General features: G+C 39.3%; 11 protein-coding genes. 6 read left to right on the top strand and 5 right to left on the bottom strand.

What is annotated here, in order from left to right; translation table 11 throughout:
* Positions 1-385 precede the first annotated feature (385 nt).
* From ACHSBP_RS01110 to rph, 3 genes are read right to left on the bottom strand one after another with little or no spacing between them, the layout of a single operon-like run.
* Positions 386-769, bottom strand: coding sequence for a diacylglycerol kinase (locus ACHSBP_RS01110; protein ID WP_395387970.1), 384 nt, complete (start codon positions 767-769; stop codon positions 386-388).
* 58 nt (positions 770-827) lie between these two features.
* Complete coding sequence (gene pyrE / locus ACHSBP_RS01105; RefSeq protein ID WP_038637440.1) at positions 828-1,472, bottom strand: orotate phosphoribosyltransferase; 645 nt, start codon at positions 1,470-1,472, stop codon at positions 828-830.
* 11 nt (positions 1,473-1,483) lie between these two features.
* Complete coding sequence (gene rph, locus ACHSBP_RS01100) at positions 1,484-2,197, bottom strand: ribonuclease PH (RefSeq protein WP_010561976.1); 714 nt, start codon at positions 2,195-2,197, stop codon at positions 1,484-1,486.
* 188 nt (positions 2,198-2,385) lie between these two features.
* On the opposite strand from rph, the gene ACHSBP_RS01095 reads away from it, so the two are divergent.
* The 4 genes from ACHSBP_RS01095 to ACHSBP_RS01080 all read left to right on the top strand — a co-directional run bounded on the left by ACHSBP_RS01095 (position 2,386) and on the right by ACHSBP_RS01080 (position 7,699).
* Positions 2,386-3,246, top strand: coding sequence for a YicC/YloC family endoribonuclease (locus tag ACHSBP_RS01095; protein WP_010561977.1), 861 nt, complete (start codon positions 2,386-2,388; stop codon positions 3,244-3,246).
* Positions 3,247-3,447: 201 nt separating this feature from the next.
* On the top strand, positions 3,448-4,101 hold the full coding sequence (locus tag ACHSBP_RS01090; RefSeq protein ID WP_010562011.1) for a hypothetical protein: 654 nt from the start codon (positions 3,448-3,450) through the stop codon (positions 4,099-4,101).
* A 6-nt stretch (positions 4,102-4,107) separates the two neighbouring features.
* On the top strand, positions 4,108-6,465 hold the full coding sequence (locus ACHSBP_RS01085; RefSeq protein WP_010562012.1) for an EAL domain-containing protein: 2,358 nt from the start codon (positions 4,108-4,110) through the stop codon (positions 6,463-6,465).
* Positions 6,446-7,699: a hypothetical protein gene (locus ACHSBP_RS01080; RefSeq protein ID WP_021032975.1), complete on the top strand. Its 1,254-nt coding sequence runs from the start codon at positions 6,446-6,448 to the stop codon at positions 7,697-7,699. Before ACHSBP_RS01085 ends, ACHSBP_RS01080 begins: the two co-directional genes overlap by 20 nt.
* Positions 7,700-7,706: 7 nt before the next feature.
* Here ACHSBP_RS01080 and ACHSBP_RS01075 read toward each other — a convergent pair whose 3' ends face one another.
* Positions 7,707-8,390 carry a CPBP family intramembrane glutamic endopeptidase gene (locus ACHSBP_RS01075; RefSeq protein WP_054980534.1) on the bottom strand — a complete coding sequence of 228 codons (684 nt, stop codon included), beginning with the start codon at positions 8,388-8,390 and terminating at the stop codon, positions 7,707-7,709.
* Positions 8,391-8,541: 151 nt separating this feature from the next.
* A complete protein-coding gene (locus tag ACHSBP_RS01070; protein WP_010562015.1) occupies positions 8,542-9,642 on the bottom strand; it encodes a phosphoribosylaminoimidazolesuccinocarboxamide synthase in 1,101 nt (366 codons plus the stop codon).
* A 199-nt stretch (positions 9,643-9,841) separates the two neighbouring features.
* Between ACHSBP_RS01070 and ACHSBP_RS01065 the strand changes: the two genes are divergently transcribed.
* Together ACHSBP_RS01065 and ACHSBP_RS01060 are read left to right on the top strand one after the other, a co-directional pair.
* Positions 9,842-10,528, top strand: a complete 687-nt coding sequence (locus ACHSBP_RS01065) for an ABC transporter ATP-binding protein (RefSeq protein ID WP_010562016.1) — start codon at positions 9,842-9,844, stop codon at positions 10,526-10,528.
* Positions 10,525-11,868 (top strand): ABC transporter permease, encoded by a 1,344-nt coding sequence (locus tag ACHSBP_RS01060; protein WP_010562017.1) that lies wholly within the window; start codon positions 10,525-10,527, stop codon positions 11,866-11,868. The genes ACHSBP_RS01065 and ACHSBP_RS01060 overlap by 4 nt, the downstream gene beginning before the upstream one ends.
* The last annotated feature ends 6 nt before the right edge of the window (positions 11,869-11,874 follow it).

The raw sequence follows: 11,874 nt of genomic DNA, 5'->3' as shown, positions 1-11,874 counted from the left end.
AATTTTTAAAGAGCATTTGCAAACAACTTAGTGTTTGCCGCGACGCTTCGTCGCTGTTAGGGCTGCGTATGTTACGCTTTCCTATTTTTTTGTCAACACTTAATTTTGATTATTTTCTTTTTATTTTGAAAACGTTCAAAACTCAGTTTTACTTGACTCAACCAACTCGTGATTCGCTGCTATGCTGCATCGTTCCCCGTGTTGGTGGAGGCGCATTATAGAGAGTTCCGGATTTGGATCAACCCCTATTTCAAACTTTTTTTAGTTTTTTGGATCGTTCGAGCGAAATATGTACAAAACCGCCATAATTTGCAACTTTCGTTACATATTTATCACTTTTAAAGCTGGATAACTTAAGAAGTGACTATTTTTACATCAAAGTAAATTAAGCAAAGATCTTTATATAAAGACTTACACCCCAGACGATTCCGACGATTAATAGTGAAAATGTAACCGCTGCTGAGCCCATATCTTTCGCGCGACCAGATAAAACATGTCTTTCTGTGCTTACGCGATCAGTTAACGCTTCAATTGCTGAATTTAATAATTCCACTATTAGTACTAATAACAACACTGAAACTAACACAGCCCAGTGAATCAAATCTTGAGCCAACCAAAATGATGTCGGAAACATCACAATTGCCAAAAGCAATTCTTGGCGAAATGCTGCTTCTTCTTTTATTGCTGCTTTAATACCTAAATAAGAACAATAGCTGGCTTTAAATACACGTTGTAACCCGCCGCCGTTTGGTTTATTAATTTCGCTCATTTTATTTATCCATAAAAAAACCCCGATAATCGGGGTTTTATATCAAACTTTTAGGTTATTAAGCTACACCGTATTGGTCGCGATAAGCTTTAACCGATGCTAAGTGTTCAGACATATCACCTTTTTGTTCAAGGTAAGTAATAAGGTCAGCTAGCTTAACAATTGAAATTACCTGTGTATTAAAGTCACGCTCAACTTCCTGAATAGCAGAAAGTTCAGCTTTACCTTTTTCTTGGCGATCGAGCGCAATCAGTACACCTGATAAGTCAGCACCATTTGCAGCAATGATTTCCATTGATTCACGAATAGCAGTACCAGCGGTGATAACGTCATCCACCAGCATGATTTTACCTTCAAGTGCAGAACCTACTAATGTACCACCTTCACCGTGATCTTTTTTCTCTTTACGGTTAAAGCAGTAAGGCACATCACGGTCGTGATGATCAGCTAATGCAACTGCTGTTGTTGTCGCAATTGGAATACCTTTATAAGCAGGGCCGAATAACACATCAAAATCAATACCAGAGTCTTGTAATGCCGCCGCATAAAAACGACCTAAGCGAGCAAGGTCACGACCAGTATTAAATAAACCAGCATTAAAGAAATAAGGGCTAGTACGACCTGACTTTAGTGTAAACTCACCAAACTTAAGCACCTGCTTCTCAAGTGCAAATTCAATAAACTCTTTTTGATAATCTTTCATGTTGTACCCTATTACGCTAACGCTTGCTTTTGCATGTCGATGATTTCGCGAATTGAATGCTTAGCTAATTCAAGTAAGTCAGTTAATTCATCATAAGAGAACGGTTCGCCTTCAGCAGTACCTTGCACTTCAATAAACTTACCTGTTTCAGTCATAATTACATTCATATCCGTTTCAGCTTCTGAATCTTCTAAATATTCAAGATCCGTTACCGCTTCACCGTTATAAATACCTACCGAAATTGCAGCAATCATATGCTTAAGTGGATTTGCGTTGATCATGCCTTTGGTACGCATGTAGGTAAGTGCGTCAACTAATGCTACACATGCACCACTAATTGAAGCAGTACGTGTACCACCATCAGCTTGAATAACATCACAATCAATAGTGATTGTATTTTCGCCAAGCGCAGCTAAGTCAACTGCTGCACGTAACGAACGTGCAATCAGACGTTGGATTTCCATAGTGCGGCCACCTTGTTTACCTTTTGCAGCTTCACGACCACAACGGCTGTGAGTTGAACGCGGTAACATACCGTATTCAGCCGTGATCCAACCTTTACCTTGCCCTTTCATAAAGCGCGGCACGCCTGCTTCAACTGTTGCAGTACACAATACCTTGGTATTGCCGAACTCAACTAATACTGAACCTTCAGCATGCATTGTATAATTACGAGTAAAAGAAACTGGGCGAATTTGGTTAGGCGTTCGTTCACTAGGACGCATTGGATATCCTCACTATTCAAGATTTGGCATATTATAAGAACTAATTGTTCGAATCGCTATGGGAAAAGTCATAAAAGGCACAGTCTTTATATTTTTATCAGATAAAATTTACTGTAAGCTGCTTAACAACTTCCGCTATAATGCGACCAAGCATAAATTATCATTTCTAAAAACTTAGGAAACCGCACATGATCCATAGTATGACAGCCTACGCTCGCCATGAAGTTAAAGGTGACTGGGGTAACGGCGTTTGGGAAATTCGCTCTGTTAACCAAAGATACTTAGAAACCTTTATTCGTCTACCGGAACAATTTAGAGCACTAGAGCCTGTTATCCGTGAAAAACTACGCAAGCAATTGCAGCGCGGTAAAGTAGAAGTGTCACTTAAGTTTAATGCCAACCCTGCGCATGTTGGCGAGATGAAAATCAATCAAGCGTTAGCTAAGCAAATTATGAAAAATGCAACTTGGCTACAAGAACAAATTGATGGCGAAATCAGTCCGATGGACATTCTGCGTTGGCCAGGTGTTATGGAAGCTGAAGAAATGGATATGGATTCAGTGCAAACAGAATTGCTAAGTGGTTTTGATAAAACTGTTTCTGATTTTATTGATGCGCGTGGTTCGGAAGGTGCAAACCTTGAAACCATGATAGATACCCGTTTAACCGCGATTATTGATCAAGTTGAAATTGTAAACGGACAAATGCCTGAAGTAATGAAATGGCAGCGTGAAAAATTAACGAACCGTTTAGAAGAGTTAAAAGCAGAGATTGACCAAAACCGCCTTGAGCAAGAACTGATTTATCTTGCACAAAAGCAAGATGTTGCTGAAGAACTTGATCGTCTGCAATCGCACGTTAAAGAAACCCGTAAAATCCTGAAAAAAGGTGGCGCATGCGGCCGCCGTTTAGATTTTATGATGCAAGAGTTTAACCGTGAAGCAAATACACTCGCATCAAAGTCTATCAATACTGAAGTAACCAACGCAGCTGTTGAGTTAAAAGTACTAATTGAACAAATGCGTGAGCAAATTCAAAACATCGAATAAACTCTTTTTACATCTACTATATCGAAAAAGCCAATCGAACACCGATTGGCTTTTTTTATATTATTAATAAATCTTGCAATTTTTTCCTTAAAACCTCGCTCTAGCTATAAACGGGTCTAAACTTACTTTTAGCTCATAAAATCACTTTTCAACATTAACAATTAATTTGAAATGAGCTTGGCATTGCATGGGGAAAATCTTTTGAGGTACTTATTACTTTTAATATCAGCGGTTACTACATTTAGTGAAGCTAATGCACTCGAGCTCACGGTGAACGTCGTTGATAAAAATAATAACGCTGTAAATAAAGTCGTCGTGTTTGTAACACCAAAAGCTGGGGTCGCCGATTTACCAAGTAACAACCAGAAATTGGTCATTGATCAACAAGGTAAAAAATTTACGCCATATATTACCGTGATGCAAAAAGGGCAAAATGTTGTTTTCTCAAATAAGGATGATATTACCCATCATATTTACTCTGTGTCAGGTAAAAATCGATTTGAATTTAAGTTAAAAGCGGGTGATTCTAAGCATATCTCTGATATGAATGCAGCCGAAGAGGTTGCAATGGGATGCAACATTCATGATTGGATGAGTGGTTACATATTGGTTGTCGACACACCATATTTTACTAAAACAAACACAAACGGTAGCGCCGTATTTACAGTAAAAAACTCAGGCCAATATGATATTTCAGTTTGGCATCCTCAACTTGATACACCATCACATCAAATAACCGAAAGCCATTCGCTCAGCACAGATAAAAAAACACTGACATTAACCCTAACCAAACCACTATTACCTATTCCCAAACAAGTTGGGCAAGAAGAATTTGAATTTTTAGAAGAGTACTAATCAACTATGAGACTTTTCAAAGTGCGCAGTTTACAAAGTAAAATTTTAATATTGTTCTTATTTTTACTATTGCTCGTGCAACTGGTTAGCTTCTACTTTACCTATCACACCAATGTAAAGCTTGAGAGTACCCAATTAAATAATCGCTTAAGCAATGCATCTAATATATTTGAAACACAGTTTAATAATCGCCGCTATTACCTCTCTGCATTTGCTGAAACAGCAGCAAAAGATTACGGCCTAAAATCTGTATTAGACGAAGATACAAAAAGCTTTTTAGTTGCCCTAAACAATCACCGAAAACGCATTGATAGTGACCTTGCGATGGCAATCAATAGCGAAGGAACCGTTTTTGCACAGCTAGTTACTTACACAAACGATGATGGAATAGTAAAAGTGCGAGTGGGCAAAGGACAAGGTGAACCTTTTAGCCAACCCACCAGCTTTTTACAGCAAGAAACTGCACAACTGGTCTTTATTGACGATTTACTTTATCAACTGAGCTTTGCACCTATTAAAAGTGGCTCTCGCATTGTTGGTTGGGTGGGGTTTGGTTATTTGATTAATAACGCACTTGCTAATGAACTCGCTACCTTGACCGATGTAAACATTGGTTTTGCCAGCTTTGATGGTAAGCATTACCAAGTGATTGCCAGCTCAGATGAAGATAATTACCCAATAAAAGCCGATGTATTTAAACGTATAATTGCCAATACAGAACACCAATATTTATATAACCGAATAGAACTTGGCAACACCGACAATGGGTATATTTCAGCGGTGCTTTTTGAGTCTCGTGCAGATTTATTAAAAAGCATTGATATCCAATGGCCGCGACTAGCTTTACTGGTTTTTATTACGGTGCTTTTATCGACGTTTGGCGCTATTGCCATTGCAAGAGGCATTACCCGTCCAATCAAAAGCCTGATAAGCCAAGTAAAATCAATTTCCAAAGGTAATTACGACGGAATAGTAAATGTATCGGGTAGCCGAGAGTTAAAACAACTTTCTAATGAATTTAACGACATGACAAAAGCGATTATCTCGCGCGAGCAAACAATTAGCTTTCAAGCCTTTCATGACCAACTAACACATTTACCTAATCGAAATGCACTTGTTACTGCAATAGAAAAACGTCAAACATCCAAGCATGACTTTTTAATTGTACAACTGAGTATTTTAAGAGCAGAGGAAATCGCCGAAACCCTAGGTTATCAGGCGAGTGACTATGTCATCAATGAGGTTGCAAATCGTATTGAAAACACACCACATGACTTTGATTGTTATCACTTAGGTAACGAAAATTTTATACTTCTAATTGAAAACCAAAACATCGACGCATTAATCGACACATTGCAATCAGCATTAACAATGCAATGCCAATTTCAAAACATTCATCTGCACCTGCAATTTACCTTTGGTGTTGTTATTGCGTCACAACACCCAAACTGTTCTGTGGCCGAGTTATTACAAAAATCCAACGTGGCAATTCAACGCGCCAAAAACAACAAAAAAGCATTCCAAATTTATGACCCAATTTTTGACCAAAATGCCATTGAGCGCCTGTTCTTAACCAATAATTTGCGAACAGCCATCGAACAAGACCAACTCACTCTGTTTTTTCAGCCAAAGCTTTCGTTAAAAACAATGGAGATAAGTCACGTTGAAGCCTTAGTAAGATGGCTACATCCTGAAAAAGGCTTAATTCCACCAGATAGTTTTATTAGCATTGCAGAAAAAACCGGGCAAATGGATGCGTTAACTCGCTGGGTAACGAATGCGGCAATTAATCAATATTTGGCATGGCAATCAAATGGAATCCACATCAACATTGCAATAAATATTTCTGCAGAAAATATATTAGATAAGTCCTATCCAGATTATGTAATCTCGTTAAAACAACAACATCAATTAGCCGATTGCGCGATTACTTTAGAAGTTACCGAAGATGCCGTCGTGGATGATCCTGAAAAGGCAACCGAGGTACTGAACTACCTAAATCAAAGCGGCTTTAAATTATCGATAGATGATTATGGCACGGGATATTCTTCACTCGCGCAATTAAAACAACTGCCAGTGCAAGAGCTAAAAATAGATCGCTCCTTCGTACAGCATTTGCTCGATAATGAGAATGATCAAATCATTGTTAAATCAACCATCGAACTTGCGCATAATATGGGGTTGTCGGTTGTTGCGGAAGGTATTGAAGACGAAGCCACATTACTATTTCTTCAAGCTCAAGCATGTGAATTAGCACAAGGATACTTTATTAGTAAACCATTACCCGCTCATGAATTTGAGGCATGGTTATCTCAATCTAACTATAAAAAACAGACGAAAACACATGCGAAAGTCCTTGATTAAAAGCCTTTTACTTATTTCCCTTTTGTGCGCAAGTAGCCAATTATTGGCCGTAGATGCAAATATAAAAGGGCTAATTGATTTAAGGGCTTATCATGTAACAAGCGATGATAGTAATAGCTATTTAACCGGTGATTACGGAAAGTTTCGTTTTGACGATGGCTCTGGAATAGCACTCGGACAGTTAGGTGCCCATCTTAATTTGGAATTTAATTCAACATGGTCTGCAACATTAGTCGCTAGCGCATTTGCTAACAAAGGTAATAGTGTCATTGGTATAACCGAAGGCTTTGTTAGTTACAAAGGCCTGCCTTCAAGCAATGGCTGGCGAATAAAATCAAAACTCGGTGTTTTCTATCCAACGATTAGTTTTGAAAATGTAGCTACTGCCTGGTCTACCCCCTATACATTAACCTCTAGCAGTTTAAACAATTGGGTTGGTGAGGAACTTCGAAATACAGGCATAAACCTATCACTTGAAAAGTTGGGGAAATTCTCAGGTTCAAAGCATAATTTTTCAGGCGATATTTCGCTGTTTAAAAACAACGATCCTGCTGGTGCAATGCTAGCGTGGCACGGTTGGACTGTTGGTAGTCGCCAAACCTTGCTACATGAAAAATTAATTGTACAAGATTTCCCCGCACGCCAACAGAAGCTCGCTGCACAAGCCGCTGAATCAGACCCTTTTTTAGAACTTGATGACCGCTTTGGTTTGCATGTTTCAGCCAATTGGAAGTATGCAAATAAACTTAAATTCAACTTAGGCTATTACGATAACTTTGCTAAAGAAGGCATTGTTGAAAATGGTCAATACACATGGACAACAGAATTTATTCATTCAGCGTTGAAATACCGTTTTGCGAAAGAATGGGAAGTCATTGCGCAATATATGAAAGGCAATACTTACATGACATCACCATACCAAGAAAAAGTGGTCGATAATGATTTCGACAACGCATTTGTAATGTTACGTCATTTTTGGTCTAACCATCATATTGCAGCACGCTTTGAGCACTTTAATGTGGATGATTTAGATAACATTTGGGGTGATAACAACAACGAGCAAGGTAATGCGTTTTCACTCGCTTATCGCTATAAGCTCTCTAAACAATCATTTATTCTAACTGAGTATAACTATATCGATTCAACACGCCCTTCGCGCTGGTACGTAAACCAAGCAGTAGATAAAAAAGAAAGCCAATATCAAATTGGTTACCGCTATTACTTCAAACATTAAACGTGAATTATTCGCCATATAAACGCATTGTGCTATCAAAATACATGCCGAGCCCAGCTGTAAATAACCAACATCCCCATAAACTATGCTCAACAGCTACTAACAAGGTGCTGCGCGAATGAATATAGGTAAATGAAAATACTAAACCTGCAATAAAGGCTCCCACTACCGCAATCCAATTTGCAAATAACAGATGTGCTAATGCAAAACTTGTCGCACTTAAATATGCACGTAGCTGCTTACTTTTAAAGACTCGTTTATAGCGATGAAACATAAAGGTACGAAAAATTACTTCCTGCGGCCAGGCTGAAAAAATAGGGTAAAGAATTAACAGCAAGAACCACCATTTAGTTTGTTGCGTGGGTAACGTAAAGAACCATTGGGGCGTAAAATACCAACTAGCTATCATCATTAATAGCGCTGCGACTAAAAAAGTAGCAACTACTCTATCGAGCGATAATTTAAGCTGCACCGGATTCCAAAGGCGAAAACGCTTAAAACGCGGATCACTTAACAACAGTAAAACACACCACCCTACTACCGATACCAAAAAAAGCAGTAAGTAAGGCGCAATCACATCGCGTACGAAATACAAAAATACGGGTAAACAAAAGAATAAAAATACAAATTCGCAAATCAAAATGCGTTTGTAATAATGCTTAGGTGCCCAACGGGTAGGATCGAGTTTCAATAGCATGCCCTCCTATTACAGTATAGAAAGGCAGGTTAAAAATTTAATGAATTTAACGTGAAATGACTCAGTAAGATTAGTTTAGTGAGATAAAAATTGGCGCTATATTATAAAGCGCCCTAAATAAGGGTTATTTAAGGCGCATTAAAGCTTAGTCGATTAGACCATACTCTTTATCAAGAATGTCGATCACTTCTTGGCGCGGATCGCTTGGAATTTCTAGTTGTTTACCAACGATTTTGCTCGCAATACCAACATAAGTGTCTGACACTTGTATCATCACATCGACCGGTAGTTTGTAACCCTTGGCGAGTTCTTCACGTTCATCCATGCGATCTTTATTAAGTAATACATCGCTATCAGGTACGTTATTAATTAATAACTGGCGGAAACCCTCTTTCGAGTTTTCAACAATCTTACCATCGCGGTAAGCTGGGCCATCCCAAATACGTGATGAATCTGGTGTACCAACTTCATCGATATAAATAAGCTTATGCGAACCATCTACTTCTTCTACATAACCAAACTCAAATTTCGTATCGACAAAAATTTGGTCAAGCTCAGCAAGTTGCTCGCTAATTAGCTTAAAGCCTTCAGTTAATAGCTTTTCGTATAAATCGATATCGCTTGCCGACTTAAAGTTAAATGCAGCTAAATTGTTTTCGATATTTTCGCGCGTGATGTTTACATCATCTACTTCAGGCACTTCTGCTACGCCAGTAATAATACCTTTAGTCGATGGTGTAATTAATACATTATCTAATTTTTGGTGAGCTTCTAAACCTTCTGGTAAATCAATACCACAGAAGTTGCGAACGCCTTTTGCATAATCGCGCCACATGCTACCCGTAATGTATTGGCGTGCAATTGCTTCAACGCGAACAGTTTCGGCTTTACGTACAATCCATACATAAGGGTGTGGAATATCAACAATGTGGTTACCCGCAAGGCCTGCTTCGTCAAATAATTTAAACCAGTGAGACGCCACTGAGTTAAGCGCAATACCTTTACCTGGTACACCGTTTAGGCCATTTTCGCCTTGCCAAATACAGTCAAACGCAGAAATACGGTCTGAAATAACCATAAGTGCAAGTGGTGTATCTTTTGGAATGTTATATCCCTTTTCTTCGATTAAACGAACGCTGTCTTGCTCGGTTAACCAATAAACACTGCGAACTTTACCGCTGTGAACCTTACCTTTGGTACGGATCGGTAAATCGTCATTTACGTCCAAAACCTTATATGAACTCATGGAAACTCCAAAAGATATTTTTGATACTAGAAAAGCACTTTATGCGCTCTAAATTGGGGTGCGCCAATTTTAGTGAAAAGTCGCTGCAAACTCAATAATTGAACAAAAAAAGCAAGGGTATGAATTGCTATCGCAAAAGATTGGTTTCAAGGTGTTGTTGTTATAGTATCACACCAATTTAAATTTATTTTGTGCAGTCATGTTAGCGATTAATAATCTCACTTTTTCTTATCCAGGCGCTCGCAGCCAATTTGTGCTGCATGATTTTGCCTTATCAAAAGGCGAACATGTGTTTATTTACGGCCCAAGCGGCAGTGGTAAATCAACTTTGCTCTCGCTAATTACTGGTGTGCAGCAACATAACAGTGGTTCAATCTCGATTTTAGACACCGCTTTTTCAGCTCTGTCACAAAAACAAAAAGATCGCTTTCGCGCAGATCATATTGGCTATATTTTTCAGCAATTTAATTTAATCCCTTTTTTGTCTGCAACTGAAAACGTTGCGCTGGGATGTGAGTTCTCAAAAATACGTACTGAAAAAGCCATAACTAAATACGGCAGTGTTGAAAAAGGTGCGAATAAGTTATTAATGGCGCTTGGTTTGAGCGAACAAAATATTGCCAAGCCGGTCAATCAACTGAGCATAGGGCAACAACAGCGGGTTGCTGCTGCCAGAGCATTACTTGGTGAACCAGAACTCATCATTGCTGATGAGCCAACTTCAGCCCTTGATAACGACGCCCGAGAAGAATTTATTAACCAACTTTTTGAGCAAGCTAACAATAATCAAACCAGTATTTTGTTTGTCAGCCATGACCAAACGCTCGCAAATTTATTTGATAGGCAAGTGGCGCTTGCAAGCTTTATGCAGGAGCAAACTCTATGAGCTTATTAACCCTCTCTCGCAAAAGCTTACTGAATCGTTTTTCAAGCATTGCGATAACCACTATTGCGATAGCACTGAGCATTACCTTGTTACTACTTATTGAACGTGCCCGTGTTGATGCCAAAGCGAGCTTTCATAATACGGTATCAGGTACCGATTTAATTGTCGGTGCCCGCACCGGCAGCACAGAGCTATTGCTTTTTTCGGTATTTCGCATCGGTCACCCAACTAATAATTTAAGCTTCACAAGCTATCAAGATATTACTAGCAAGCGCTCAGTAAAATGGGCTATTCCACTTTCACTTGGCGATAGCCACAAAGGTTTTAGCGTTATTGGTACTAATAATGACTACTTCACCCATTACCGTTATGCCAATAAGCAAAACCTCGCATTCTCAAAAGGGCACGCTTTTGAACAAGTAAACCATGTGGTGCTTGGTAGTAATGTTGCTAAAAAGCTGCATTACCATTTAGGTGACTCGATTGTAATGTCACACGGTGCTGGCAATACCAGCTTTCATCATCACGATGATCACCCATTTAAAGTCGTGGGAATTTTAGCTTCAACCGGCACGGCAGTAGATAACAGTGTGCATGTGCCACTCGTTGCAATTGATAATATTCATGGCTCAGCAACGCCTAGTATTAGCCAGAAACATCAGGCAGATGAGCGTCATGACCACGACCACGACCACGACCACCATGATGATCATCAACATCACAGCGAACAGCGTGATGAACATAGCAAGTTGCCTGCACTATCAAATGCGGAACTCACCGGCCAACCAAAACAAATCAGCGCATTTTTATTAGGCCTAAAAAGTCCGATTTTTGCACTGCAACTACAACGTAATATCAGCCAATATAAGCAAGAGCCACTGCTGGCGATTATGCCAAAGTTTACTTTGCGCCAACTATGGGAAGTGGTCGGTGTATTTGAAAAAGCGTTATTGGTTATCTCGGGGGCTGTTGTCGTTATTGCTTTACTTGGTATGCTGACTAATTTATTGGCAAGCTTAAGCCAGCGCCGCCGCGAGCTTGCTATTTTACGCTCAGTGGGCGCTTCGCCACGTACCATATTTACTTTGCTCGGGTTAGAAGCACTATTAATCACAGTGTGTGCTACCCTGCTGGCTATCGCATTTTATTATCTTGTAATTCTGTTGCTTGCTAATATGCTTGGCAGCATCAGTGGTATTCATTTGCAGCTTATGGCACTGAGCCAATATCAAATGAGCTTATTGGCTGGTATTATTTTGCTTGGCACCTTATTTGGTTGTTTACCTGCTTACAAAGCATATCGTTACGCATTGAGCGATGGCTTAACCATAAAAGTTTGAGATTTA

Source organism: Pseudoalteromonas sp. XMcav1-K (assembly GCF_044005875.1).
GTDB classification, from domain to species: Bacteria; Pseudomonadota; Gammaproteobacteria; order Enterobacterales; family Alteromonadaceae; genus Pseudoalteromonas; species Pseudoalteromonas spongiae.
This window is presented reverse-complemented; position numbering and strand designations above follow the sequence as displayed.

Bases quoted from the DNA above. Each gene is read 5' to 3' on its own strand.
- ACHSBP_RS01110 (WP_395387970.1), bottom strand. From the start codon at position 769: ATGAGCGAAATTAATAAACCAAACGGCGGCGGGTTACAACGTGTATTT.
- rph (WP_010561976.1), bottom strand. From the start codon at position 2,197: ATGCGTCCTAGTGAACGAACGCCTAACCAAATTCGCCCAGTTTCTTTT.
- ACHSBP_RS01095 (WP_010561977.1), top strand. From the start codon at position 2,386: ATGATCCATAGTATGACAGCCTACGCTCGCCATGAAGTTAAAGGTGAC.
- ACHSBP_RS01070 (WP_010562015.1), bottom strand. From the start codon at position 9,642: ATGAGTTCATATAAGGTTTTGGACGTAAATGACGATTTACCGATCCGT.
- ACHSBP_RS01065 (WP_010562016.1), top strand. From the start codon at position 9,842: ATGTTAGCGATTAATAATCTCACTTTTTCTTATCCAGGCGCTCGCAGC.
- pyrE (WP_038637440.1), bottom strand. From the start codon at position 1,472: ATGAAAGATTATCAAAAAGAGTTTATTGAATTTGCACTTGAGAAGCAG.
- ACHSBP_RS01060 (WP_010562017.1), top strand. From the start codon at position 10,525: ATGAGCTTATTAACCCTCTCTCGCAAAAGCTTACTGAATCGTTTTTCA.
- ACHSBP_RS01085 (WP_010562012.1), top strand. From the start codon at position 4,108: ATGAGACTTTTCAAAGTGCGCAGTTTACAAAGTAAAATTTTAATATTG.
- ACHSBP_RS01080 (WP_021032975.1), top strand. From the start codon at position 6,446: ATGCGAAAGTCCTTGATTAAAAGCCTTTTACTTATTTCCCTTTTGTGC.